Below are 25667 nucleotides of genomic sequence, written 5' to 3' on the forward strand. Positions count from 1 at the left end.
CGATGGTAGTGTGGGGTCTCCCCATGTGAGAGTAGGACATCGCCAGGCTCTCATTGCTTATCTTGTTGATAGCTCGATGCTTTTGATATCTGCGATGCTCATGTATTGGCATACACTGCGCGTCTCGATTCAAAATCCTCATCGCATCAAACAAGATAATCTAATTAGAGCTTAATATTGGGCTTTAGTTAGCAAACATTTAAGCATCAAAGCAATGATATGTAAGACTTTGATGAGACAGAATTGGTGCGGAGTGGTAGTTCAGTTGGTTAGAATACCGGCCTGTCACGCCGGGGGTCGCGGGTTCGAGTCCCGTCCACTCCGCCACTACTTAGAAGCCCTAGCTGAAAAGCTGGGGTTTTTTGTTGTTGGCCAGGTTCGCCCTGCGGGCGAATGAGTTCCGCAGGATGGCCTGCCCATTGCCCGCAACCCCGGCCCTCCGCCACTATTTAGAAACCCTAGCTGAAAAGCTGGGGTTTTTTGCGTTTAAGCCCCAGCATCATTGTGTTGGGGCTTTTTGTGTTTATCGCATGACATCGAGTAGAGCGTTGAGTAAAGGCTCTTTTGCGCGGGAAGCTTTACAACAAAGGCCCAGTTCGAGAGGTTGCACAATTTCTTGGCGTAAGCGCTCAACCTTGTCTTTTACTGGGCTGTTATCAATCACCACATCTGGCGCGACACCAATACCACAGCCCAATGCCACCATACTAACAATCGCCTCGTGGCCTGCTATTTGCGCATAGACGTTTGGCTCGATCCCTTTACTGACCAACCACTGATCAGCGAGTACGCGCGCTGTTCCTGCTTCGGGCAAGATTAAAGGTGTGTGTTGCCAGTCAATGGCTTGTAGGTCAATGCCACTGCTGGCCATTGCCGGTGCGATAACCGACAAACTGACTGTATCAATCGGTTGAAACACCAAGCTGGATGACAAGCGTTTGGGTTTAGCGGCAATGGCAATGTCGGCGCTATTGTCTTGCACCTTCTCTTCTGCTTGGGCGGGATCGCCAGTCAGAAGCTGTAGCTCGATATTTGGGTATTGTTGACGAAACCGCGCGAGTAGCTCAGGCAAGTGGCTATAACTGGCGGTGACTGAACAAAAGAGCGTGAGCTTACCGCCGAGCAAAGAGGCATGTTCATTGATACTGGCTTTAGTCGTGTGCCAAAGCTGAAGAATATCACGTGCGACGGGAAGCAGCGTTTTACCTGCTGGGGTGAGATCGACCGCTTTATTGGTGCGAATAAACAGCGGCTGACCAATATCTTCTTCGAGACGTTGGATGATTCGGCTCAGCGCAGAAGGGCTGACGTGCATTGCCTGTGCCGCCCGGGTATAGCTTTTGGTATCACAGAGGTGGAGAAAGCCCGTGAGTTGCTTTGCATTCATAAATTGTCGTTGCTGTAACTGCAATGTTATGTTGTGAATATATCACTTTAGGCAATATAGTGGTTAAGGTAGTATCAAAAATACGCGGTGAAAATACACCCAATCACGGATTTGAATCAATGGAGCACCCCATGGCGAACTACTTTAATACCCTGAATTTACGTCAACAATTGGAACAATTAGGCGTATGCCGATTTATGTCGCGCGATGAATTTGCCACCGAGGCCGAATTCCTCAAAGGTAAAAAAGTGGTGATTGTCGGCTGTGGTGCGCAAGGGCTCAACCAAGGCTTAAACATGCGTGACTCGGGTCTTGATGTGGCTTATGCGCTGCGTCAGGCGGCGATTGATGAAAAGCGCCCTTCTTATCAGAATGCGGTTGAGCATGGGTTTGAAGTGGGTAGCTACCAAGATTTGATCCCACAAGCAGACTTGGTGATTAACCTTACGCCAGATAAACAGCACTCCAACGTCGTCGAAACCGTGATGCCACTGATGAAAGAGGGCGCCGCGCTCGGTTACTCACATGGCTTTAATATTGTCGAAGTGGGTCAGCGCATCCGTGACGACATTACTGTGGTCATGGTGGCGCCGAAGTGCCCGGGTACCGAGGTGCGCGAAGAGTATAAACGCGGCTTTGGTGTACCGACGCTGATTGCTGTTCACCCAGAAAATGATCCTAAAGGTGAAGGCTTTGAGATTGCGAAAGCCTGGGCAGCTGCAACCGGTGGCCACCGTGCTGGCGTACTTGCCTCTTCATTCGTAGCAGAAGTGAAATCCGATCTGATGGGCGAACAAACCATCCTGTGTGGCATGCTGCAGGCTGGCTCGGTCGTTTGCTATGAGAAAATGATCGCAGAAGGTGTTGAACCAGGTTATGCGGGTAAACTGATTCAGTATGGTTGGGAAACCATTACTGAAGCGCTAAAGTTCGGTGGCATCACTCACATGATGGATCGCTTGTCCAACCCAGCGAAAATCAAAGCCTTTGAGTTGTCGGAGTCGCTTAAAGAACTGATGCGTCCTCTATATAACAAACATATGGATGATATCATCGCTGGCCATTTCTCCGCGACCATGATGGCCGATTGGGAAAACGGCGATAAAGACTTGTTCACATGGCGTGAAGAAACCACACAGACCGCGTTTGAAAACTATCCCGAGTCGGATGTAAGCATCAGTGAGCAGGAATTCTTTGATAACGGCATTTTGATGGTAGCTATGGTGCGCGCAGGGGTCGAGCTTGCTTTTGAAGTCATGGTGTCATCTGGCATTATCGAAGAATCAGCGTATTACGAGTCATTGCATGAATTGCCTTTGATTGCCAATACTATTGCGCGTAAGCGTCTTTATGAAATGAACGTGGTCATTTCCGATACGGCTGAGTACGGCAACTACTTGTTCGCCAACGTGGCAACACCGCTGCTGCGCGAACACTTTATGCCAACAGTGAGCGCAGATGTGATTGGTAAAGGGCTTGGAGAAACCTCTAACCAGGTCGACAACGCCACCTTAATCGAGGTCAATGACCGTATCCGCAACCACCCAATTGAGTATATCGGTGAGGAATTGCGCGGCTATATGACCGATATGAAGCAAATTGCGCTCGACAAATAATAACGCGGATCGTTTGAGATAACGCGGAAGAGAAGCCTGGCCTGAGGGTCAGGCTTTTTTATATCTGCGAGGGTTATTCTTGGTTATCTGTCGACTGACCCACTTTTGCTTCCATGGCTTCCAGCTTGGCTTCAAGCTCGGTGAGCTTTTGACGGGTGCGCAGTAGCACCTGGGTTTGTACATCAAACTCCTCACGGCTTACTACATCCAGCTTAGTCAGCTGGCCTTGGATGGCTTGGCGCACACGGCCTTCCATATCCGTGCCTAACTCTTTAACAGGCTGAGGCATGGCGTCGTGAATTTGCTTGGCCATTTGCTCAAGTTTTTTGGGGTCAAACATGGAATACTCCTTTATTAACTGTCTTTATTCTATGTAAATACGCACAGCTTGTCGAAAGGATGATAAAAGAAAAGGGCCCGAAGGCCCTTTGGGTTAGTGTGATGCGCGATAGTCTTCATCGAGCTTATCAAGTTCATCGTCTTCGACAAACACAGGCAGTGGTTTGTGCTTGCTGGCTAGATAGGTATAAATCACTGGCAGAACGAATAGCGTGAATAACGTACCGATAGCGAGACCTGCTACGATCACAATCCCGATGCTAAAGCGTTGCTCGGCGCCTGCGCCGGTGGCGAACATTAGCGGGATGAGGCCTGCAATCATCGCGGCAGTGGTCATCAAGATCGGACGCAGACGAATCTTGGCCGCTTCTTTCACTGCGTCCATTCGGCTGGCTTGATGATGCAGTTGCTGCTCTTTGGCGACCTCACAGATCAGAATACCGTGTTTAGTAATCAGACCTATCAAGGTTATCAACCCGACTTGTGAGTAGATGTTCATGGATGACAGCCCCCACGCGAGCGCAATCAAAGCCCCACAAATCGCGAGTGGCACAGAGACCAAGATCACCAGTGGGTCGAGCAAGGATTCAAACTGAATCGCCAGTACCAGATAAATGATCGCTAAGGCGAACAAGAAGGTGGCATACAGCGCGCTGCCTTCTGTCACGTATTGGCGCGACTCACCGAGGTAATCGTGCTGATAGCCTTTAGGCAACTCTGCTGCCTTGCTCTCGAACCAATCCACTGCGGTACCCATGGTGACACCGGGCGCAGATACCGCACTGATGGTAGCAGCGTTTAGCTGATTAAAGTGCGGCAGTGAGCGAGGTTCCGCGGTGACTTCAATGTCAATCAGCGAGCCCAGCGGAATGGAATCACCGTTGGCCGCACGCACGTAGTAGTTCTCGATCGATTCAGGGTTGAGGCGATACTTACGCTCCACTTGCGGGATCACTTCGTACGAGCGGCCATCAAAGTCGATACGATTGACGTAGCCATCTGCCATCATGGTGCCAATGGTGGCGCCAATATCACGCATGGTCACGCCATATGACCCAGCTTTGTCTTTATCAATGCTGATGTTCATGGTGGCCGAGTCAAAATTGAGGTTTAGCTCCGAATAGACGAAATTCGGGCTAGATTGTACCTCGGACATAATATCGGCGGTCACTTGATAGAGACTTTCGAAATTATTCGGGGTGGTCACCACAAACTGGATCGGCAAGCCGGAGGATGCACCGGGCAGTTCTGGCATTTCAAAGGTAGTGACCTTCATACCCGGAATGTCTTTCACTTCGTCAGCCATGCGTTTTACCACTTCGGACTGACTGGCTTCCCGCTCACTCCAAGGCACCAGTGAGGCGATACCAAAGGCTTGATTCGACTTCGGCACCCCAGAAAAGACCTGAGAAAAGGCGACTTCTGGTTGTTCGTCGAGCTTTTGGTTCACTTCCGCCATGCTGTTTTGGATGTAATCCAGGTTAGCCGTCGAGGGCGCCGTCCCCATCATTACCACCACGCCTTTATCTTCCGATGGCGCCAGCTCACTGGGGATAAAGTTAAATAGCACAGGCAAAGAAGCAAAGACGATGACCGCAAAGGACACCACCACAGGACGGCGTTGCATCACCTTACTGAGGATGCGCGCATATTTGTCGGTCATACCATCCAAGAAGCGGTGAACGGCAAGCTCAAAGCGACTTGGCTTGGCGTTGGCTTTCAGCATGGTCGAACACATTACTGGTGAGAGTGTCAACGCCACAATTCCAGAAACAAACACTGCCCCGGCAAGGGTTAACGCAAACTCCTTAAACAGCGAGCCGGTGATCCCGCCCATCATCGCGATAGGAGCATACACCGCCGCCAATGTTAGTGTCATGGAGATAACCGGCACGGCAATTTCCCGTGTACCAATAATGGCCGCGCGGAAAGGGGACTCTCCCAGCTTGATATGGCGGTCGATGTTCTCGAGTACCACGATGGCATCGTCGACCACCAAGCCGATAGCCAGCACCATCGCCAGCAGGGTCATCAAGTTGAGCGAGAAGCCAATCATTTCCATCACCAGCGCCACACCAATCAGGGACAGTGGGATGGTAATAATGGGGATAATCACCGCGCGGAATGAGCCCAAGAACAGGGTAATCACCACTAATACGATCAGCGCCGCTTCAATGATGGTTTTGATGACCTCATTGATGGACTCATTGATTGCATTGGATGAGTCATACAGCACATTCATCTCGATATTGCTTGGCATGTTGCGCTCAACTTCCGGCAACATATCCATGACGTCAGCGGCAATATTGATGGGGTTAGCCGACGGGGTGGCATTGATCGCGGCGACAACCGCTTCAGAGCCATTGGCCAGTGCTCGTACCCGATCATGGCTTTTCTCGAGTGAGACCTTAGCGATGTCTCCGAGGCGTACGACGCGGCCATCTTGGGTATCCACCACCAAATTACGCAGCTCTTCGGGCGTGGACACCTGGGTGTCGGCGCTACCGTTATAGATCATAAAGGTACCAATCGCCTGACCAGTGGCTGACTGGTAGTTGTTGGCATCGAGCACGGACATCACGTCGGTGGCCGCTAATTTAAACGCCGCCATTTTCTCCGGATCGAGCCACACGCGAAGGCCATACTTCACCCCGCCGTACAGATCGATTTTGGAGACACCATCCACGGTAAATAGCTGAGGCTTGACCACGCGATCGAGGTAGTCAGTGATCTGACTGGAGTCGAGTTCGGGCGAGGTAAAGCCAATATACATGACAGCGGTGGTGGAACCGGTCGACATGGATACCGATGGATCTTCCGCCTCGGCAGGAAGCTGAGCACGCACCGAGTTTACCTTGGCAAGAATATCGGCCAAGGCGGCGTTAGGGTCGGTATTGAGCTTCATGTTGACCGTAATGGTCGAGGAGCCAAGTACCGACTCTGAGGTCATAAAATCAATATTATCAGCTTGGGCCACGGCTTGTTCGAGTGGCGTCGTGATGAAGCCCTGAATCAAGTCGGCACTGGCGCCATAATAGCTGGTTGTGATGGTGACCACGGTATTGGTCATCTCCGGGTATTCCCTGACTTGCATCTTAAATAAAGATTGCAGGCCGAGCAGCGCAATCAGAATACTGATTGACGCGGCTAGCACGGGGCGCCGGATAAAAATATCAGTAAAGCGCATCACATCCTCGTCTTACAATTGAGGTAATTGTTCTGGTGGTGTGAGAGCGTCGTTTTCGACGATTTTCACTTTGGAGCCATTGCTTAACCGCACTTGGCCGGAGGTTACGACCTGATCGCCAGGTTGCAGACCTTCGATAACACGCGCTTGATGGCCACGACGTTCACCGACCTTGAGTACTTGCTGATAAGCGCGTTTTTCTCCTTCCTCTTCGCGGATGACGTAGACGCTTTCTCCGTACAAATTGAAGTTGATCGCGGTTTGATCAATCACGATTTGCTCTTCAATAGTCGGTAAGACGATATCGGCGCGGGCAAACATCCCTGAGCGCAACTGGCCGTCGTTGTTGGGGATATTGGCTTCCACTTTAATCAGGCCGCTCTGGCTGTTGACCGCAGGCTCAATGGCACTGATAGAGCCGATGAACTCCTTTTCAGGGTACGCGTCGACAGTAATGCGTAACGGCTGACTGAGACGGATTTTGGAAATATCCGTTTGTGGCACGGTAAAGCGCAGCTTCATCACCGAGGTATCCTCGAGGCGGGTAATTTCTGTACCGGGTTGTAAGTATTCACCTAAGAAAACATCACGCAAACCAATCACACCATCGAAGGGAGCTTGGATATTACGACGGGCAATGGTGGCTTTCAGTGCATTGATGTCAGCTTGTAGCGAGCGATAATTGGCCTCGGCTTCATCCAGCGCTTCTTTAGAGATAGAGCCTTTAGCAAACAGGCCTTGGTAGCGTTTAAACTTGGCTTCCGCCGCCGGTAGACGCGCTTGGGTGCTGGCTAAATTGGCTTTTTCAACACTCGAGTCGAGCTCGACCAGGTTTTGTCCACGCTCAACGGTTTGGCCAGACTCAAAATTAATCACATCGACGACACCGGCAATTTGGGTGGTTAAGGTGATCCCTTGGTTAGGCTCAATAAACCCAATGGCGTCAAGCGTTGGTGTCCAAGGCTCAGCCTCAACCGTCACCGCGGTGACTGGGTGGGTGGGCTCTGGCATGTTTGCCATATACTCTGCAACTTTTTGCTGCTTGAACAGGTTAAAGCCAATCACACTGCCAAACAGCAGCAGCGCGAGGATAACCATAAAGAAAAACCATTTTTTCATCGAAGTAAGCTCCGAACGTCGTTAGTGAAGAGAAATTGCATCCCAGCAAGCGTGGATCGCATCTGCGATAGCATGACTGTCCAGGGTTATAACACCCCGAACCTGTTTGCGAGCTAAACAAAAAGCGGGTTCGAGCCCCAAGGTGATTAACACCTCATCATCGAGGGGCTYGAGCACGCCTTGTTGCTTACCTTCTTGAAAGACCAGATAAAGATCGGAGAAGGCTTCTCGCTCTTGCTGAGTATGAGACTGATCATCGCGTGGCAGGGCATCAAACTGGTCACGAGACAATAAAAGATGATCGCGTTGTAGCATCATGGTCCACGTATTGCGCCACAAGCGTTCAAACTGACGTTTGAGTGTCGGTTCATCCTTGACCCCTTGCTGGATATGGGTTGCACATTGCATCATCAGGTGCGAAGACAGTTGGCGAAGCAAGTCATCCTTATCTTTGAAATAGCGATAAATGGTCCCTGTTGCGACCTGTGCTTGTATCGCCACTTGTTGCATTGAGACTTTGTCGAGCCCAACCGTCGCGATTAATTGCTCGGTCGCGGCAAAGATTTGTGTACGTTTGTCCATGAATAATGCACCAAGCAATGAATGAACGTTCATTCATTTTAGAGCGTTTTTCGCGCAAATGACAAGCATAAAGTGTAGCAAGCAAAGTGCACTCTGCTGCGGTGAGATAGACATCAGTCGGATTCGCTCTACAATGCTCATTCAGCCACTGATGAGGTGTTGTCACCATGAAACTTAACCCCGCGCAATCCGATGCCGTCCGACATATCTCTGGACCTTGCCTGGTTTTGGCCGGAGCAGGGTCGGGCAAAACAAGAGTGATTACGCACAAAATCGCCTATTTGGTTCAGCAGTGCGGCTATAAAGCACGTCATATCGCCGCGGTCACCTTTACCAACAAAGCGGCACGCGAGATGAAAGAGCGGGTAGCACAAGGTTTAGGCAAGCAAGAGTCGCGTGGTTTGATGGTGTCGACCTTTCATACCTTGGGCCTCAATATCATTCGTCGCGAGTACAAAACCTTGGGGCTCAAGGCGGGCTTTTCGCTATTTGACGATCAAGACCAATTAGCTTTGTTAAAAGCCCTGACCGAACAAGAGTTGGACAACGACAAAGATTTGCTACGGCAGTTGGTGCATACCATTTCCAATTGGAAAAATGCCATGTTGGGGCCGGATGAAGCACTGGCTCAGGCGCAAGACGAGCGTGATCAACTGTTTGCCGCCTGCTATGCGCGCTACCAAAAACAAATGCGTGCGTATAATGCGCTGGATTTTGATGATCTCATTTTGATGCCAGTCGCGCTGCTTAGCCAAAACCAAGCCGTACGTGAGCGCTGGCAAGCGCGCATTCGTTATTTATTGGTCGATGAATATCAAGATACCAATACCAGCCAATATCAGTTAGTGAAGCTGCTAGTGGGTGAGCGTGCACGCTTTACGGTGGTCGGGGATGACGATCAGTCGATTTACTCGTGGCGAGGGGCTCAGCCGAAAAACCTGGTGTATCTGCAGCAAGACTTTCCGCGTTTGCATGTGGTGAAACTGGAGCAAAACTACCGCTCAACCAGCCGCATTCTGCGCGCCGCGAATATCTTGATTGCCAATAACCCTCATGTATTCGAAAAGACCTTATTTTCTGCTTTGCCTGATGGCGACATGCTCAAAGTACTGACCGCGAACAATGAAGAACATGAGGCGGAGCGCGTGGTCGGCGAGCTGATAGGTCATCGTTTTTTGGGACGCACCCAATACAAAGATTACGCCATCCTTTATCGCGGAAACCACCAATCACGCTTGATCGAAAAAGCGCTGATGCAAAACCGCATTCCTTACAAGATCTCCGGTGGCACCTCGTTTTTCTCACGTGCAGAAATCAAGGACATCATGGCCTATCTGCGCCTGCTCACTAACCCCGATGATGACAACGCGTTCTTGCGGGTGGTTAACACACCACGACGTGAAATTGGCCCAGTGACGCTAGAAAAGCTCGGTAGTTATGCCAACCAGCGGGGAAAGAGCTTGTTTGCGGCAAGCTTTGAGCTCGGGCTCAGCCAACATTTATCAGGACGTGGTTTGGCGTCGCTACAAGCGTTTACCCGCTGGGTGGTGGAATTATCCGATCAAGCCGAGCGAGGCGATACCGTGGCGGCAGTGAGGGCGCTTTTGCGTGACATTCACTACGAAGAGTGGCTGTACGAAAGCTCTTCAAGCCCCAAAGTCGCAGAAATGCGGATGAAAAACGTCTCACAGCTTTACAGTTGGATTGTCGCCGACTTAGAAGGTGATAACCCCGATCAGGTGGAACGAACGCTAAGAGAAGTGGTTCAGCGTCTTACCCTACGTGACATGATGGAGCGGGGCGAAGACGATGATGACGCAGACCAAGTCCAGTTGATGACCTTGCATGCCTCCAAAGGGCTCGAATTTCCTTATGTCTACCTGATTGGCATGGAAGAAGGCTTATTGCCGCATCAGTCGAGCATTGATGAAGACAACATCGATGAAGAACGGCGTTTGGCTTATGTCGGACTGACTCGCGCGCAAAAGGCGTTGACCTTTGTAGTGTGTCGAGAGCGGCGTCAATTTGGCGAAGTGATTAAGCCACAGCAGAGCCGCTTCTTAGATGAATTGCCATTTGACGATGTCGAATGGGAATCGCAAAAAAAACCGGTATCTCAAGAAGAGCGAATGGAAAAAGGGCAAGCCGCGATCGCCAACCTAAAAGCCATGCTGGATAAAAACAAATAACGCCGCAAAGGCGGCGTTATTGTCACGTTAGCAATGCGCCGCGGTATTAAAGTGCGTCGAGCATATGCTCGATGGCTGCCACTATTTCATCATCCGAACAATCCATACAAGTCCCTTTAGCCGGCATGCCATTAAAGCCGTTGATGGCATGTTTGGTGAGGGTCTCCATGCCTTTATCGACACGTGGGCCCCATGCAGCAGCATCGCCCATTTTCGGAGCACCCGCCGCCCCTGTGCCATGACAGGCGGTGCAGTAGGTATTGTAGACCTGCTCGCCGCTGCGCGGGCCACTCGGCTCTGCGGCGGCGGTTTCCGTTGGCGCTTCGCCGTCAATATACACATCACCAACCGGGGCAATGCGTTCGGCGATGGCGGCTTTTTCTTGCTCAGACACTTCTAGCGCTTGCGCAGTAGAAGCAAATAACAGGGCCGCCACAGTGGCAACCATAATTTGACCTAGACTTTTTCCCTTTGCGCTCACAATGACACTCCCACATTACTGGTGGCTTAACGCCTTTTTTATCTTATTTGCCGCCAACCTAAGGGGGTGAATCAATCAAGGGTGATTCGGTTGCGGCCTGTCAGTCTCGTCTTAACGGATTTGCCAACGTTGCTGGGTTAACTCCGTGTAAAGATTAGGTGATTATAGCGCTTTAGATTGTTACGTTAAACCGTTATAGTAGAGACCTTACTGACGTTTTCTACGCAATTTGTTGAAAAAGAGACCAGTCAGTAAAAAAATTAAAAAAAGTGCTAGACGGCTGGTGGTGATATCCGTAATATTCGTCACCGCCAACGGGGCAAGCGCCCGTAGCTCAGTTGGATAGAGTGTTGGCCTCCGAAGCCAAAGGTCACAGGTTCAAATCCTGTCGGGCGCGCCATTCCGGGGATAAAGGAAATTGGCAAAAAATCAGTGGTGGCTGTAGCTCAGTTGGTAGAGCCCTGGATTGTGATTCCAGTTGTCGCGGGTTCAAGTCCCGTCAGCCACCCCATTATTTTCGCTAACAGCGAATATGTCGGTGAATAGCGCAGTTTGGTAGCGCATCTGGTTTGGGACCAGAGGGTCGGGGGTTCGAATCCCTCTTCACCGACCACTATTACAAACCCTAGCCTAACGGCTGGGGTTTTTTTGTTTATGCCTGTTTGTTGGAGATCGAGGGTCGGGGGCCGGAAGCCCGGTCGCGCGGTAGGCCGCCCCATCGAAGCCCTCTTCACCGACCACTATTACAAACCCTAGCCTAACGGCTGGGGTTTTTTTGTTTCACCCACCCCCTCTGGACATTTCTCTCCCCCCTCAAATTGTCACTGTTGTTGGGCGGTTTTATATCGCTTTGCCGAGTACGTGTTGGTGAGTCTTTTCCCTACGCGGCGACCTTGAGAGAGGATAAAATGCAGAAATTAGAGATCTATCAAGATTCTGATAGATAAAAAGTCACCAATTAGCAATAAAAACCACACCTTTTGATGTGACTGCTATACCTGTTGATGAGTGGTTTAAAAACCTACCTTTAATTGACTAACTAATTATTTAAGTTGTTAATTGCTTCTTTTTTGGAGTTTATCGCTATCATTGTTTACGCGCTGTTAAATAACTTTGCTTTATTCTATGCGCGATTTGCTTTAAAACAGGGAGCAGCGTAATACCTTATATCTTTATGATATGAAGTGTATTTTTTGTTTGACGCTTGGGTGCGTAATCGTAGCCAAGTGAATGAATATTCGAGCCGAATGTGTCATTATGGCATTTTCTGCTGTGATGTTGATTTTTTGTGAAATTTTTGCCAGATTAAATCCGCATCTCTCCGAGGCAAGATCCTATCACCTTGTTTTGGTCAGGAAGTCGATCGTCATCGAGGACGATATCAAGGATGAAAAATGTCACTGCTAGAAGTAAATAACCTACGAATAGAGTACCCGTCTCGCCACGGCGTTCACGCCGCTGTGACGTCATTGTCACTCACGATTGAGCGTGGTGAGATTGTTGGCGTGGTGGGTGAATCTGGAGCGGGTAAGTCAACGGTGGGTAATGCCGTGATTGATTTGCTCAGCCCGCCGGGCCGCATTGCCAGTGGCGATGTGTGCCTTGATGGTAAAAAAATCTCCGGCCTTAGCCCTAATGAGATGCGCAAAGTGCGCGGTGATAAAATTGGGTTTATCTTTCAAGACCCGATGACCTCCCTGAACCCGCTGTTTACGGTCGAGCAACAGCTGACCGAAACCATTTTGACCAACTTGAATGTCACCCAGCAACAGGCCTATCAGCGCGCGCTTAATTTAATGGAGCAGGTGGGGATCCCTGAGCCAGAGCTGCGCATCAAACAATACCCCCATCAGTTTTCCGGCGGGATGCGTCAGCGCGTGGTGATTGCGGTTGCACTGGCCGGGGAGCCGGATTTAATCATTGCCGACGAGCCGACCACGGCATTGGATGTGTCCATTCAAGATCAGATTCTCACCCTGATCCGCGATTTATGCCAAAAGAAAAACGTGGGTTGTATGCTGGTCACCCATGATATGGGCGTGGTCGCCAACGTGACCGACCGTGTCGCGGTGATGTATCGTGGTGATTTGGTGGAGCTGGGCACCACCCAGCAAGTGTTAGGTGAGCCTCAGCACCCTTACACGCAAAGCCTTATTTCAGCGGTGCCACGCTCTGATATCAAGTTAGACCGCTTTCCGCTAGTCAATTATATCGAGGAGGCCGGTGAGACTCTTGAGCTTGATGTTAAGAATCACTGGCTGGGGCAAAGCCAAGATCAGCGTGCTTACAGTGGTCCGCTACTGCAGGTGAAAGATGTGTCCTTGCGCTTTATTACCAAGGATTCTCTTTTTGCTAGCCGCCGCGAATACGTTCAAGCCTCTGATCATGTGAGCTTTGACGTGGTTGAAGGGGAAACCTTTGGTCTTGTCGGAGAGTCAGGCTCAGGAAAGTCGACCATCGCACGGGCGATCACCGGGCTTTATCCGCCCAATACGGGGCAAATCATTTTTGAAGATATCGATCTGACCGCGATTAAAAGCGAACGCGCCCGGCGTCCTATTCGTCGCCAAATGCAGATGGTGTTTCAAAACCCGTATTCATCCATGAATCCACGGATGAAGATTTACGACATTATCGCTGAGCCCATTCGTTTTCACCGTTTGGCCGAAAGCGAGTCTCAAATCCGCCAAATCGTCGGCGACTTGCTCGACCACGTGGGTTTAGGCCGCGGCGCAGGGATTAAATATCCGCACGAGTTCTCTGGGGGGCAACGCCAGCGTATTTCGATTGCTCGCGCATTGGCGACGCGTCCGCGTTTACTGATTTGCGATGAGCCGACATCCGCGTTGGATGTGTCAGTACAAGCACAAATTTTGAACCTGCTTAAAGATCTGCAGGACGAACTCAATCTCACCATGTTGTTTATCAGTCACGATCTGCCGGTGATTCGACAAATGTGTGACCGCATTGGTGTGATGCGTAAAGGTCAGCTATTAGAAGTGGCGCCGACAGAGCAACTGTTTACTAACCCACAACACGAATATAGCCGTCAGCTTATCTCATTGATGCCAGAGTTTAAGGGAATGAGCACGGAAGGTTTGCAACCGGCATAGCACGCTATGTCGACGCGGCATTGCGCCGCACCTCATCCATGATGCAAACACAGCAGGGGGCAACCCCTACGCATAAAGGAGCTATGCAATGAAAACAATGAAGAGCAAGATTGCCGTGGCGCTTATGGCCGCCGGCCTGAGCTTTAGTGCCGCGGCAGCGGATATCACCGTCGCTTATGATGCGGATCCGGTCTCACTGGACCCTCATGAGCAGCTTTCCGGTGGTACGCTACAGCTATCACACATGGTCTTCGACCCCTTGGTCCGTTTTACCCAAGAGATGGATTTTGAGCCGCGTCTCGCCACGTCTTGGGAGCGTATCGATAATGAAACCGTGCGTTTCAACCTTCGCGAAGGCGTGACGTTCCACTCCGGTAACGCATTTACTGCTGACGATGTCGTCTGGACCTTTGACCGTTTGAAGTCATCACCGGATTTTAAAGGGATTTTCACCCCAATCGTTGACATCAAGAAAGTCGACGAGCACACGGTAGATGTGGTCACGGACGGTACCTATCCGCTGGTAGAAAACGTCATGACCTACGTATTCCCCATGGACAGCAAATTCTACAGTGGTGAGACCGAAGACGGCCGTGATAAATCTGAGCTGAAGAAAAATGGCTCAACCTATGCATCAACACACCTATCAGGCACAGGCCCTTATGTGGTCGACGAGCGTGAACAAGGCGTGGTTGTCGAGTTTGACCGTAATGAGAATTACTGGGACAAAGACAGCGAAGGCAATGTGGATAACATCACGCTGCGTCCGATCAAAGAAGATGCCACCCGCGTCGCGGCGCTGCTGTCTGGTGATGTCGACATGATTGCGCCTGTTTCTCCTAACGACTATCGCCGTATCGAACGTGCCGACGAGCTGCAATTGGTGACCATGCCAGGGACGCGGGTCATCACCTTCCAAATGAACCAGAGTGTAGTGGATGAGTTTAAAGATCCACGTGTTCGCCAAGCGGTGGCTTATGCGGTCAACAACGAAGGTATCGCGCAGAAGATCATGAAAGGGGCGGCCACGCCCGCGAGCCAGCAAAGCCCAGTCGGGTATGCAGGCTATAATCCTGATCTCGAGCCACGTTATGACCTGGCGAAAGCGAAAAAACTGATGGAAGAGGCAGGTTACCCAGATGGTTTCTCAATCACCATGATTGCCCCTAACAACCGTTACGTGAACGATGAAAAAATCGCTCAAGCGGTGGCGGCAATGATGGCGAAAATTGGTATCAAGGTTGACTTGCAAACCATGCCAAAAGCGCAGTACTGGCCTGAATTCGATAAGTGTGAAGCGGGTATGCAGATGATCGGCTGGCACCCAGATACAGAAGATTCTGCCAACTTCACTGAGTTCCTCACCATGACCCGTGACGCTGACACCGGTAAGGGCCAATACAACTGTGGTCACTACTCGAACAGCGAAGTGGACAAGCTGGTGATGGAAGCCAACTCAGAAACGGATCTGGAAAAGCGTAGTGCCATGCTGAAAAAGGTTGAGAAGATCCTGTATGACGAAGCGGCCTTCTTACCCTTGCACTGGCAAGATCCATCATGGGCAGCCAAAAATAACGTTAACATCGAGCCGATCGTTAACGGTATGAACTTCCCTTACTTCGGCGATCTAGTGGTCGAGTAATGGACTAAAACAGGGCCCCAACCTCTGGGGCCCTGATTATCCAATCGCTTAGAGGCACACATGGTAACGTTTTTAGTCAAACGTCTGGTACAGGCACTGATTGTGATGTTTGTCATCAGTCTGGTGGCGTTTGCTATCCAAGACAACCTCGGCGACCCCTTGCGGGAGCTGGTGGGGCAATCAGTATCAGAAGCGGAGCGTGATGCGCTGCGTGATGAAATGGGGCTTAACGATCCCTTCTTAACCAAATATACCCGCTTTGTAGGCAAAGCCCTACAAGGGGATTTAGGCAATTCTTATTTCTTTAAGCGTCCAGTCGTGGACGTCATTTTAGATAAATTGGTGGCAACGCTAGAACTCGTGGCGGGGGCGGCACTGATCATTGTCGTGGTGTCGATACCACTCGGCGTGTACTCGGCGATTCACCCCAATAGCATGCTTACCAAGATAATCATGGGCTTTAGTATCGTGGGTATTTCGATACCTGTCTTCTTAACCGCGATCATGCTCATGTATGTTTTCTCGATTGAATTAGGTTGGTTGCCCTCCTATGGACGCGGAGAAACCGCCAATTGGCTCGGTTGGGAGTCCGGCTTTTTCACTCTGGATGGCTTAGCACACTTGGTGCTGCCTTCTGTGTCGCTGGCGTCCATCATGTTGCCTTTGTTTATCCGCTTGGTGCGCTCTGAAATGCTGGAAGCGTTAGGCACCGAGTATGTGAAATTTGCACGTGCTAAAGGGTTACCCGAAAACAAGGTCTATTATCAACACGCGTTAAAAAACACCATGCTGCCGGTTGTAACGGTTGGCGGGGTGCAAATTGGTACCATGATTGCGTATACCATTTTGACAGAGACTGTCTTCCAATGGCCCGGGACGGGCTTTTTGTTCCTTGAAGCGATTAACCGTGTCGATACGCCGTTGATTACCGCTTACGTGATTTTCGTCGGGCTTATCTTTGTGGTGACCAATACCATTGTCGATCTGCTTTATGGCTTGATTAACCCAACGGTTAACTTAACCGGCAAGGAGGCGTAAGCGATGACACAAACGAATACAACACCAAGTCGCTGGCAGCGCTTCTTAGACTCGGATTTCTTTTATCACTTCAAGCGCGATAAAGTGGCGATCGCTAGCTTCACCATTTTCATGGTGTTCTTATTGCTGGCGGTCTTTGCGCCCTTAGTGTCCCCGACCAATCCCTATGATTTAATGGCGATTGATATTATGGACTCTGAGCTCCCTCCCGTTTGGATGGAGTGGAGCGATCCGCGCTTTTTGCTCGGGACCGATAACCAAGGGCGAGATATCTTATCGACCATTATTTATGGTCTGCGGATCTCTTTGACCATTGGTTTGTGTGCCGTCGGCCTACAGTTGATTCTGGGGACGGTGATTGGTCTGAGTGCCGGCTATTTTGGTGGCCGCATTGATAGCTTTTTTATGCGTATCGCCGATATCCAGCTGTCTTTCTCGACCATGATGGTCGCTATTATTGTTTCAGCGATTTTTAAGGCCAGCTTTGGCAGTGAGTTTTACAGCCAATACGCGATTTTAATGCTGGTGGTGATTATCGGGATTGCCGAGTGGCCACAGTATGCGCGGACCATTCGTGCGTCTGTCTTGGCAGAAAAGAAAAAGGAATATGTAGAAGCGGCGCGGGTAATGGGTTTCCGCTCGCCTCGGATCATGTTCCGTCATATTCTTCCCAACTGCTTATCGCCTATTTTGGTCATTTCGACAGTGCAGGTGGCTAACGCAATCATGTCGGAAGCGGCACTGTCTTTCCTGGGGCTGGGGATGCCTGTCGATCAGCCATCACTGGGGTCGTTGATCAGCATCGGTTTTAACTACATTTTCTCAGGGGCGTGGTGGATTACTGCTTTCCCTGGCATCGTGTTGGTTTTACTGGTACTGGTGATCAACTTGCTCGGCGATTGGTTGCGAGATGTCTTCAACCCCAAAATCTACAAAGGGTAAGGAAAATGGCTGCGAATGCAGTCATTTTTTTGATGGCTGTCTGACAGCTTGGTGATCAGTGGCTTGAGTCAATGTATGACTTTGCTTAAGCTGAGCAGGTTAGATTATCAAGGGAGCGACTCATGGGGCGGTGGCGAGGTTTGGCTGTCAGTGTGGTAGCAATGTGGGCAATCAGTGCGCCAGTGCGCGCAGAACAGAGCCCTTGCGCGATTGTTGACCGCCAGCAAGGCTGGCCAATCATTGGTGAGACATGTGATATCGGACAAGGTCTGTGGGGCAACCAAGCCCCCGATCCCAAAAGTGCCGCGTTCTGGGTGCAATGCGGTGCGACGCAAGGCGTGCCATCGCGTCAATTCTATCAGTCCCTGCGTCAAGGCTTGCCGGACTTACCGTTTCAAGTGCAAGTGCGCGAGGGCCGAGGACGTTGCTTGATTGGTCCGTATCCTAACCTAGACGTGGCACAGTTGGTGCTGAAACGTGTGCGTCAATTTGGGCCGACCAAACAAGCGGTGTTACGCCAAACTCGTCAGCCATTGTCGCAACCAGCCGTGATCCGCTTACCGCCGCTGTCTCAAACCCAAGCGGCTCCGGAGGATGAAACGTCGGCGCCGATGGAAACGGCGATTACCTTAAGCCATTTTGGTTTACCGGAGCCTGAGGCCGGAGATAAACAGTACATGGAAAAATCCATGAGCTGGCTGCGCGTTCCTTATGCGCAGGCGGCCCCTCGTTGCCAACGCGAAGGCATGATGTTGGCTTCCCAACAGGAATTAGTGGAAGTGGCAAAAGCGACGGATCAGCTCCCCATGCGCTTACCGTACTGGGTGCAAGGCGCTAAGGGGGTGGACGCCCGAAGTGGCAAAGTGGTGACACGTAATGCCGACGCGGCGCTCAATGTCCTGTGTAAAAAGCGGTAGTTTTTACCCGCAATATAAAACGCCCCGCAGTGCGGGGCGTTCTGTTCTTCATTAGACGGCGAACTGAACTGACGGGCTTTTCGGCGAATAGCGAGGCTTATTGGCCGAAATGCTATGCCGCGGGAGGCTGTTCAGGCAGTGCTAACTTTAACGCTGTACGTGAGACATCACTCGCCGCTTTTCCCTGATCAAGCTTATCTAACACATCAGCTAAATACGCATAGTCGCTGACATCCGTGCGATACTCGAGGGCGTTTTCAAAGTGACTGCGCGCATCTTGCCATTTTCCCGACTGCATAAGCAGTTGCCCAAGCGCGCTATGAAGCACAGGGTTGCGGCTATCTTGTGTGAGCAATTCTTCTAGCATCACCACCGCGGGGTAGTTATCTGGTAAGTCTAGTGTCGGGATCAGCGCAATCAAGCGATCATCGGTGCGCTTTTTCAAGGCTTCGCGCAGCAGAATATAGGCTTCTGAGTCGGCATTGCGCGCCGCGAGATGTTTGACTAACCCTGCTAAGAGTGAAGGCTGGTTGCGTTTGGCTTTGGGGAGTTGGTTCCAATGCGCCAGTAGCCCTTCGGTGCCTTGTTGACTGGCGACATGGGCCATCACGCCCAGCTCGGCTCGCTCGTGCAAGGCATCAAACTGCGCATCATCAAGCAGCTGGGCCTTTTTCAACGTGGGCAGAAGGTTGAGCAGGGCAGACCAATCTTCTAGATGAATATAGGTATCTTTTAGCAGCGCCAGCATCACTGGGTTGCGAGGATGCTGACGTTTAATCGCACGCAACGAGGCTAAGGCTTCTTCGTGCTGGCCACTTTGGCTATGGAGTTGCGCACGAGTCAGGGCGAGAGCCAAGCTATTGGCGTTAAGATCAGCGGCTTGCTGCAGGTATTGGTCACGCGCCTGCAGGTTTTGTCGCTGCTGTGCCGCTTCCGCGGCAGCCAATAAGTTATGCATAGGCGCATCGCTGTGAGGGCGGGCTTTGGCGAGGAGTTTTTCGGCTTTTTTCCACTCCCCTTCGCGTAACTTGATTAAGCCGGTTTGGGTTTGTTGGCGCGCTTTGCGTTGCTTACGGCCGGACAACCAGCCTGTTGCGGTACTGCTGATAGATAAAAGCTTTCTCAGTAGCCACTCAAGTGCCCATAATACTGCGATTAAAATGCCAACCAGTACCAACAAAGTTGTGACACTCATTTCCAGTGTCTGCTCGGCAGCGGAAATAAGCACATAACCTTGCTGTCCGGCTAATTGCGGGCCAACCACTAATCCGGCCGCCAGAACAAGGACGAGCAAAAGCAATCTAATCATGATTGGCCTCCTGTCAGCGGCGCAATGTCTCGGCGCAATCGGGTATTGATTTCATCGCTGACTAGCGACTGGCTTTTCAGTTTTTGTGGCAGATCGACGCCAATGGTTTGTTGGTTTAGCTCATCAAGCTGCTCGACAAAGCGGCGCGTGGCATTCGCATCTTGATTATAAAAGCGTAGTGTCCAGTCTTTTCCCATCTCTAGCGCTTGGTGATACAGGGTATCATTGCCTTCATACACGGCGCGCATCGCTTGATCGAGCTTGTTCTTGAGATTTTCTTGTAGGTAATAACTTTGGGTGGGCGATAACAAGGGCACCACGTTGCCGTCACGTTTGCGGTAGGTGATAAAGTTATCGACAAAATCGGTAACCGACGTGGTGAGGTTGCGCTTCCAGTCATTGACCGATTCAGACACCACGGGTTTTTCTACTTCTTGTGCTTCTGGGATCACGGCACTGGCAAGCGGGAGGTTTTCGACTCGCTGCTGCATGCTGGTCAAGCGCAGTACAATCCCATCTCTATCGACCCGTTTCACCGCCTTTAACGCGGTGATATCGTCAGCCATCGCCTGGCGAATCGGCATCAAGGACGGGTCGTTGAGCTGAGCAATGCGGTGATCAGCCGCTTCCATCAGGGCAGTGGCGCTTTGGGCATCTTGTTCGAGCCAAATTTTACGCCCAGCCATTCGGATCAGATAGTCGGCTTCTGCCAGTAACCAGTCATTGGGACGTCGGCCTTTCACTTCCGCGACGGCTTTTTGCAAGCTAGATAAACTGCTGTCCTGCTGTTTCAAACGTGTTTGCGTGGTGGCTTTAAGTTGCTCTCGCGCTTGTTCTGCCGCTTGCTTTTGTTGGTTAAGATCTTGTTCAAGGCGCGAGATATGAGATTGTTGCGCGGATACGGTGTTTTGCAACACGGTGGCTTGCTGGTGGCCATGGTAAAATACCCAGCCACTGGAGCCGAGGGCCAAGGCGATGGCGATAGCGCCGAGTAGTATGCCGCCACGTCCCCCCGATGAGGTTTTGCTGGCTTTTTCTGACGCCGGCGCATCGGTAGCGTGGGTCTTGGGTGAAGATGGCGTGGTGGCCTTGCTTTGCTTGGTGTCGGTATTTTTGTTGTCAGTCATCCGAAAGTCCCGTTTTACTTAACCTGAGCAGCGTGTTAACCAGTGCATCATTGGCCACGCTGTCAACGGTCGTAATCGTGTCAAAACCAAGCGCAGTGGCTTGATCTTGAATCCTTTTACTGGGCACCAGTATACGGCATTGGCGCAGCCAGTGCTGTCCGCTCAGTGTGATAAGTTGATCAAAGTAGGCTAATTGTTGGCCACTGGTGATAACCACTGTGTCGATAACGTCATACGGCCAGCTTGCTACTTGCGATACTAAAGGCTCAATCGCCCATTGTCGCCGATAGGTCTCGCAATAGTGAACTTGCGCGCCTTGTGCTTGTAACGTTTGCCCCATCATATCGCGTCCACTCTCCCCGCGCAGAATCACCACTTGCGTCCCTGTCACGGCACTAAAAGGGGCAAGTGCAAGCATGCCTTCGCTGTCTTCACGGGTGGGGGTCAAGATAGGCTGCCCCGATACGGCCTGCCATTCGTTGGCGGTGCGTTGCCCAACGGCGACGTAGTGACAGTCACTGGGCCATCTTCCACTTTGGTGTTGCAAGGCTTGATGCGCAAATGCCACGGCGCGTGGGCTCACGGCGACCAAGACGCTATCGGTAGGCAGTGAGGCGAACAGATTGGCCAGAGAGGGTAAGCCTTGCCCCGGCGCAAAACTTAACAGTGGACAGGGGAGCGCGGACAGCCCTTGCTGTGCAAGCTGATCGACTAACTGACTGCAGTCTGGCTCGGGGCGAACAACAACAATGGTCATGCGTCGTCTTGGTAAAGTTTATCCAGTATTTGCCGCGCGCCTTGGGCGAGAAGTTGCTCGGCTAAATCGGTGCCGAGCTGTTCGCCTTTTTCAAGCGGGCCTGTGACTTCGGCGCGCAAAATGGTCGAACCGTCTGGCTCTCCGACTAGCGCACGTAGCCAAATTTTATCGCCTTGAATTTCTGAATAGCTGCCGATGGGCACCTGACAGCCGCCTTCGAGACGGTTATTCATTGCGCGTTCACACAATACGCGTTGAGTGGTGCTGGCATCAGACAGCGGCGCGAGTAAGGTGCGAATGCGTTCATCATCCAATCGGCACTCAATTCCCACGGCACCTTGGCCGACGGCGGGTAAGATCACTTCAGGGGGAATTTCGCTGCGAATGCGTTCATTCAAGCCTAATCGTTTTAAGCCGGCGGCCGCGAGGACGATCGCGTCGTACTGGCCGTCATCGAGTTTACCGAGGCGTGTCCCCACGTTACCTCGTAGAGTATTAATCACCAGGTCAGGTCGACGCTCGCGTAATTGACATTCACGGCGCAGGCTAGAAGTACCCACCACGGCGCCTTCAGGTAAGTCGTCAATACTGTCGTAATGATTGGAGACAAACGCATCACGGGGGTCGCCGCGTTCGCAGATGGTGACCAGCCCTAACCCTTCAGGGAACTCAACCGGGACATCCTTCATTGAGTGCACGGCGATGTCGGCGCGACCGTCGAGCATGGCTTGTTCAAGCTCTTTAATAAACAAGCCTTTACCACCGATTTTTGCCAGAGGCGTGTCCAGAATCACGTCACCTTTCGTCACCATTGGCACCAGTTCAACCGTTAGCCCCGGGTGAGAGCGCTCTAATGCGTCTTTAACAAATTCAGCTTGCCAGAGAGCCAAAGGGCTTTTGCGCGTGGCAATGCGTACAGGCGTTGAGTACATGGTTTGTTTTCCTTCTTGGTTCATAACGTCCATCGTAACATTGGCGCTGGGCGACTCGTAATCTCTGCCATGCGGTTTGACGATTTATGACGGCGTTATGGTCATATAGATGAAAAAATGTGATCGGTAGCGTGTTATTTGCGCAAATAATGAGATCCTAACGCGGCAATATGGCTGAGTTACGACTAAGGTAGTAGAGCAAAAAAGTTGATATTGGTCTCAAAAAGCACCTATAGTGCGACCTTGATACCACCACACAGGCATCGGGGTTATTGGCTTTACCCGAGTTGTCGAGAGTGTTACATTGATCACGTTTTGTTATCTGCAATTGGGCGGATACGGTGAAGACAGTAACGTCGACCTGTTGACCGGGATGTCAACGAATCTGGATGATTGCCTTGCAAACATACGTAGAACAGCAAACTGAGCGCATAGAAGCGTTTAACCGCGTGAGAATGGATCGCGCGCGGTCCGCGATGAGTCGTCAGGCTCAAGCTATCTTTGATGTGCTGCCAGTGCTTTTACATCTAAATCACCCCGCATTACCCGGGTTTTGTGGCGACAGCGTGCCTTTCGGTATTGCTGACTACGCGCTCGATGAGACACAGCGTGAGTTTGTCTCTGACTGCCTGATCCACTCAGATACCCGTTTCTCCTCTTTAACTGCCTGTTTAGAAGGCCGTAAGCGCCATCCGATTAAAGGCATGTATACCATGGGCAGTACCGGGTCCATGGGGCAAAGTCTCACCAGTGATCTCGATATCTGGGTGTGCATCGATGCCTCGGTGACGGCTGCTCAGCGCGATAAACTCGATGCCAAGTGTATGGCGATCTCTGAATGGGCGTTAAGCCAAGGGATCGAAGCCAACTTTTTTGTGGTTTGTGAGGGGCGTTTTCGTCATCACCTCTCCCAGGCAATGACCAGTGACAACTGCGGCACCAGTCAGCACTTCCTGCTGCTTGATGAGTTCTATCGCTCTTCGATGCGACTCGCTGGGCAAAAACTGTTGTGGTACATGGTCCCACCAGAAATGGAAGGCTGCTACGAGGAATACGTCGATACACTGGTGGCTGAACATGGCCTTGACCGTCGTGATTGGGTTGATTTTGGTGGTTTGCCCACCATTCCCGCCGAAGAGTATTTTGGCTCGAGTTTGTGGCAGCTGTATAAAAGCATTGATTCGCCGTATAAGTCGGTGCTCAAAGCCATTTTGCTCGAGGCGTACTCGTGGCAGTACCCCGGCACCCAGCTGTTGAGTGTCGATGGTAAGCGTCGTTTCTATGCCGGTTGGGTTGATGTGTATCAGTCTGACGCCTATTACCTGATGCTGGAAAAAGTCACCCGTTACTTGGAATCGATTGGTGACACGCGCCGGTTAGATTTGGTTCGCCGTTGTTTTTATCTGAAAACCCACGAGAAATTGACGCAATCCCCAGCGACTGGCTCGGTCGCCTGGCGCCGTGAAGTGCTGCGCTTGTTAGCGCGTGAATGGGGTTGGGATGAACAGGCATTGGCGTACCTCGACAACCGTCGCCATTGGAAAGTCGAAGAAGTCCAATACGCGCACAATGAATTGCTTGATGCCTTGATGCAAAGCTATCGTAACCTGATCCGTTTTGCGCGTCGTAACGACATTACATCCGCGATCAGTCCGCAAGATATCAGCATTCTTGCTCGCAAACTCTACGCCGCATTTGAAGAATTGCCAGGCAAAGTGACCTTGCTCAACCCGCAAATTTCACCAGATTTACACGAAGCGGATCTCACTTTTATTCAAGTGCCGGAGGGGCGGACGAATGCGCCGGGATGGTATTTGTATAAGCACTCGCTTGATCCGGTCGATATCATCGGTCGCGCGCCACTTGAGCACAACAGCTACCTCTCAAAGCTGGTCGCTTGGTCATTTTTTAATGGCCTGCTAACCGAGTCTACCCGCCTGGATACTGTGGTGCGGGATACCGATGTTAACCTTGATACTCTCTATCAGTTGGTGAGCGATATTCGCAATACCTTCTCGCTCAACCCACCACGCCCGACGCTGGATGCGCTGTCGAGCCCATGCGAAATCCGTCAACTCGCGTTGTTTGTCAATTTAGAGCAAGACCCGACATCAGCGTACAAAAAGCCGTCGATGCGCTTTGATTTCAAAAATAGCGACATATTCAGTTATGGCCCGGAAGAAACGTGTTTGGTGGGGAGTGTTGATCTCGTTTATCGTAACTCGTGGAATGAAGTTCGGACCCTGAATTACCGGGGCGACGATGCCATTTTGGAAGCATTGAAAACCATGTTGGGGAAAATGCACCAGGATGCGGTGCCGCCAGAGTCGGTCGATGTGTTCTGTTATTCAAGCAAAATGCGCGGCTTAATCCGTAATTTGGTTTACCAACTGGTGGCGGAGTGCATTGAGCTGCGTCTTAAACCGGTTGAGAAAGAAAAACGTCGCCGCTTTAAGGCGCTACGGATTGGCAAGCAAACCCATGGTTTATTCTTTGAGCGTCGTGGCGTATCCGTCCAGCGGTTGGAAAACTCGGTCGACTTTTATCGCTGTATTTCCACCAACAAGGTCAACGGTACGCCAGTGATGGTGGTGGATAATCCGCAGGATGTGCATCCGCCAGAAGTCGTGGATGCCTATGCCAGCGAGGGCTTGGTGCAGTTTTTCTTTGAAGATTGTACCAATGGTTACAACCTCTATATTCTCGACGAGAATAACCGGGTGGAAGTGTATCGCCAGTGCAGCGGGGATAAAACCGAAATGGTGCAGGGCGTCAACCGTTTTTATACCTCGTCCCACGACCGTTACAGCTACAGCGCCAATTTCATTAACTTTAATTTGCCGCAGTTTTATCAGATTGTCACAGATGACAGGGGCGACACCCAAGCATTACCTTTTAAATGTGATAGTCAGTGGCAGCCACCACGTCCGCCTTCTCAAGACGGGTTTACCGGGCAAGTCGCCTCATTTAAGTAAACATGAGATCCCGAT

General features: G+C 51.2%; 18 protein-coding genes and 4 tRNA genes. 12 read left to right on the plus strand and 10 right to left on the minus strand.

What is annotated here, in order from left to right:
* Window positions 1-250 precede the first annotated feature (250 nt).
* Window positions 251-327: transfer RNA gene (locus tag BZG13_RS11180), tRNA-Asp, on the plus strand.
* 196 nt (window positions 328-523) lie between these two features.
* Here the strand turns inward: BZG13_RS11180 and ilvY are convergent.
* On the minus strand, window positions 524-1387 hold the full coding sequence (gene ilvY / locus BZG13_RS11185) for an HTH-type transcriptional activator IlvY (protein WP_077486679.1): 864 nt from the start codon (window positions 1385-1387) through the stop codon (window positions 524-526).
* Window positions 1388-1518: 131 nt separating this feature from the next.
* On the opposite strand from ilvY, the gene ilvC reads away from it, so the two are divergent.
* A complete protein-coding gene (ilvC, locus tag BZG13_RS11190; RefSeq protein WP_077486680.1) occupies window positions 1519-3003 on the plus strand; it encodes a ketol-acid reductoisomerase in 1485 nt (494 codons plus the stop codon).
* A gap of 73 nt (window positions 3004-3076) precedes the next feature.
* On the opposite strand, the gene ubiK is transcribed toward ilvC, so the two are convergent.
* The 4 genes from ubiK to BZG13_RS11210 all read right to left on the minus strand — a co-directional run bounded on the left by ubiK (window position 3077) and on the right by BZG13_RS11210 (window position 8230).
* Window positions 3077-3343: a ubiquinone biosynthesis accessory factor UbiK gene (ubiK, locus tag BZG13_RS11195; RefSeq protein ID WP_077486681.1), complete on the minus strand. Its 267-nt coding sequence runs from the start codon at window positions 3341-3343 to the stop codon at window positions 3077-3079.
* A gap of 93 nt (window positions 3344-3436) precedes the next feature.
* Complete coding sequence (locus BZG13_RS11200) at window positions 3437-6529, minus strand: multidrug efflux RND transporter permease subunit (RefSeq protein ID WP_069360752.1); 3093 nt, start codon at window positions 6527-6529, stop codon at window positions 3437-3439.
* A gap of 12 nt (window positions 6530-6541) precedes the next feature.
* Window positions 6542-7648: an efflux RND transporter periplasmic adaptor subunit gene (locus tag BZG13_RS11205; RefSeq protein ID WP_077486682.1), complete on the minus strand. Its 1107-nt coding sequence runs from the start codon at window positions 7646-7648 to the stop codon at window positions 6542-6544.
* Window positions 7649-7669: 21 nt separating this feature from the next.
* On the minus strand, window positions 7670-8230 hold the full coding sequence (locus tag BZG13_RS11210) for a TetR/AcrR family transcriptional regulator (RefSeq protein WP_077486683.1): 561 nt from the start codon (window positions 8228-8230) through the stop codon (window positions 7670-7672).
* A gap of 167 nt (window positions 8231-8397) precedes the next feature.
* On the opposite strand from BZG13_RS11210, the gene rep reads away from it, so the two are divergent.
* Window positions 8398-10419, plus strand: coding sequence for a DNA helicase Rep (rep, locus tag BZG13_RS11215; RefSeq protein WP_077486684.1), 2022 nt, complete (start codon window positions 8398-8400; stop codon window positions 10417-10419).
* A gap of 46 nt (window positions 10420-10465) precedes the next feature.
* On the opposite strand, the gene BZG13_RS11220 is transcribed toward rep, so the two are convergent.
* Window positions 10466-10900: a c-type cytochrome gene (locus tag BZG13_RS11220; protein ID WP_077486685.1), complete on the minus strand. Its 435-nt coding sequence runs from the start codon at window positions 10898-10900 to the stop codon at window positions 10466-10468.
* 323 nt (window positions 10901-11223) lie between these two features.
* On the opposite strand from BZG13_RS11220, the gene BZG13_RS11225 reads away from it, so the two are divergent.
* From BZG13_RS11225 to BZG13_RS11260, 8 genes are all read left to right on the plus strand, one after another.
* Window positions 11224-11300, plus strand: a tRNA-Arg gene (locus BZG13_RS11225).
* 35 nt (window positions 11301-11335) lie between these two features.
* Window positions 11336-11411: transfer RNA gene (locus BZG13_RS11230), tRNA-His, on the plus strand.
* Window positions 11412-11436: 25 nt separating this feature from the next.
* Window positions 11437-11513: transfer RNA gene (locus BZG13_RS11235), tRNA-Pro, on the plus strand.
* 781 nt (window positions 11514-12294) lie between these two features.
* The gene (locus BZG13_RS11240) at window positions 12295-14013 is read left to right on the plus strand and encodes an ABC transporter ATP-binding protein (RefSeq protein ID WP_077486686.1); all 1719 of its coding nucleotides are present in this window, start codon (window positions 12295-12297) and stop codon (window positions 14011-14013) included.
* Window positions 14014-14101: 88 nt separating this feature from the next.
* Complete coding sequence (locus BZG13_RS11245; RefSeq protein ID WP_077486687.1) at window positions 14102-15655, plus strand: ABC transporter substrate-binding protein; 1554 nt, start codon at window positions 14102-14104, stop codon at window positions 15653-15655.
* A 60-nt stretch (window positions 15656-15715) separates the two neighbouring features.
* Entirely contained in the window at window positions 15716-16693 is a 978-nt protein-coding gene (locus BZG13_RS11250) for an ABC transporter permease (RefSeq protein ID WP_046074479.1), read from the plus strand.
* 3 nt (window positions 16694-16696) lie between these two features.
* Entirely contained in the window at window positions 16697-17635 is a 939-nt protein-coding gene (locus BZG13_RS11255; RefSeq protein WP_069360759.1) for an ABC transporter permease, read from the plus strand.
* Window positions 17636-17757: 122 nt separating this feature from the next.
* The gene (locus BZG13_RS11260) at window positions 17758-18552 is read left to right on the plus strand and encodes an SPOR domain-containing protein (protein ID WP_077486688.1); all 795 of its coding nucleotides are present in this window, start codon (window positions 17758-17760) and stop codon (window positions 18550-18552) included.
* 112 nt (window positions 18553-18664) lie between these two features.
* Here BZG13_RS11260 and BZG13_RS11265 read toward each other — a convergent pair whose 3' ends face one another.
* Genes BZG13_RS11265 through hemC form a run of 4 tightly spaced genes read right to left on the minus strand, consistent with a single transcriptional unit; the run spans window position 18665 to window position 22677 of the window.
* Window positions 18665-19861: a heme biosynthesis HemY N-terminal domain-containing protein gene (locus BZG13_RS11265; protein ID WP_069360761.1), complete on the minus strand. Its 1197-nt coding sequence runs from the start codon at window positions 19859-19861 to the stop codon at window positions 18665-18667.
* Window positions 19858-20988 carry a uroporphyrinogen-III C-methyltransferase gene (locus BZG13_RS11270; RefSeq protein WP_077486689.1) on the minus strand — a complete coding sequence of 377 codons (1131 nt, stop codon included), beginning with the start codon at window positions 20986-20988 and terminating at the stop codon, window positions 19858-19860. Before BZG13_RS11270 ends, BZG13_RS11265 begins: the two co-directional genes overlap by 4 nt.
* A complete protein-coding gene (locus tag BZG13_RS11275) occupies window positions 20981-21745 on the minus strand; it encodes a uroporphyrinogen-III synthase (RefSeq protein ID WP_077486690.1) in 765 nt (254 codons plus the stop codon). The genes BZG13_RS11270 and BZG13_RS11275 overlap by 8 nt, the downstream gene beginning before the upstream one ends.
* On the minus strand, window positions 21742-22677 hold the full coding sequence (gene hemC / locus BZG13_RS11280; protein ID WP_069360764.1) for a hydroxymethylbilane synthase: 936 nt from the start codon (window positions 22675-22677) through the stop codon (window positions 21742-21744). The genes BZG13_RS11275 and hemC overlap by 4 nt, the downstream gene beginning before the upstream one ends.
* 389 nt (window positions 22678-23066) lie before the next feature.
* On the opposite strand from hemC, the gene BZG13_RS11285 reads away from it, so the two are divergent.
* Window positions 23067-25652 carry a class I adenylate cyclase gene (locus BZG13_RS11285; protein ID WP_077486691.1) on the plus strand — a complete coding sequence of 862 codons (2586 nt, stop codon included), beginning with the start codon at window positions 23067-23069 and terminating at the stop codon, window positions 25650-25652.
* The last annotated feature ends 15 nt before the right edge of the window (window positions 25653-25667 follow it).

This window comes from Salinivibrio sp. ML323 (assembly GCF_001995745.1).
Taxonomy (GTDB): domain Bacteria; phylum Pseudomonadota; class Gammaproteobacteria; order Enterobacterales; family Vibrionaceae; genus Salinivibrio; species Salinivibrio kushneri.

What these genes read in the sequence shown, in the direction of transcription:
- ilvY (WP_077486679.1), bottom strand. Translation starts at nt 1,387, where the DNA reads ATGAATGCAAAGCAACTCACGGGCTTTCTCCACCTCTGTGATACCAAA.
- ilvC (WP_077486680.1), top strand. Translation starts at nt 1,519, where the DNA reads ATGGCGAACTACTTTAATACCCTGAATTTACGTCAACAATTGGAACAA.
- ubiK (WP_077486681.1), bottom strand. Translation starts at nt 3,343, where the DNA reads ATGTTTGACCCCAAAAAACTTGAGCAAATGGCCAAGCAAATTCACGAC.
- BZG13_RS11200 (WP_069360752.1), bottom strand. Translation starts at nt 6,529, where the DNA reads ATGCGCTTTACTGATATTTTTATCCGGCGCCCCGTGCTAGCCGCGTCA.
- BZG13_RS11205 (WP_077486682.1), bottom strand. Translation starts at nt 7,648, where the DNA reads ATGAAAAAATGGTTTTTCTTTATGGTTATCCTCGCGCTGCTGCTGTTT.
- rep (WP_077486684.1), top strand. Translation starts at nt 8,398, where the DNA reads ATGAAACTTAACCCCGCGCAATCCGATGCCGTCCGACATATCTCTGGA.
- BZG13_RS11240 (WP_077486686.1), top strand. Translation starts at nt 12,295, where the DNA reads ATGTCACTGCTAGAAGTAAATAACCTACGAATAGAGTACCCGTCTCGC.
- BZG13_RS11245 (WP_077486687.1), top strand. Translation starts at nt 14,102, where the DNA reads ATGAAAACAATGAAGAGCAAGATTGCCGTGGCGCTTATGGCCGCCGGC.
- BZG13_RS11250 (WP_046074479.1), top strand. Translation starts at nt 15,716, where the DNA reads ATGGTAACGTTTTTAGTCAAACGTCTGGTACAGGCACTGATTGTGATG.
- BZG13_RS11255 (WP_069360759.1), top strand. Translation starts at nt 16,697, where the DNA reads ATGACACAAACGAATACAACACCAAGTCGCTGGCAGCGCTTCTTAGAC.
- BZG13_RS11260 (WP_077486688.1), top strand. Translation starts at nt 17,758, where the DNA reads ATGGGGCGGTGGCGAGGTTTGGCTGTCAGTGTGGTAGCAATGTGGGCA.
- BZG13_RS11265 (WP_069360761.1), bottom strand. Translation starts at nt 19,861, where the DNA reads ATGATTAGATTGCTTTTGCTCGTCCTTGTTCTGGCGGCCGGATTAGTG.
- BZG13_RS11270 (WP_077486689.1), bottom strand. Translation starts at nt 20,988, where the DNA reads ATGACTGACAACAAAAATACCGACACCAAGCAAAGCAAGGCCACCACG.
- BZG13_RS11275 (WP_077486690.1), bottom strand. Translation starts at nt 21,745, where the DNA reads ATGACCATTGTTGTTGTTCGCCCCGAGCCAGACTGCAGTCAGTTAGTC.
- hemC (WP_069360764.1), bottom strand. Translation starts at nt 22,677, where the DNA reads ATGTACTCAACGCCTGTACGCATTGCCACGCGCAAAAGCCCTTTGGCT.
- BZG13_RS11285 (WP_077486691.1), top strand. Translation starts at nt 23,067, where the DNA reads ATGATTGCCTTGCAAACATACGTAGAACAGCAAACTGAGCGCATAGAA.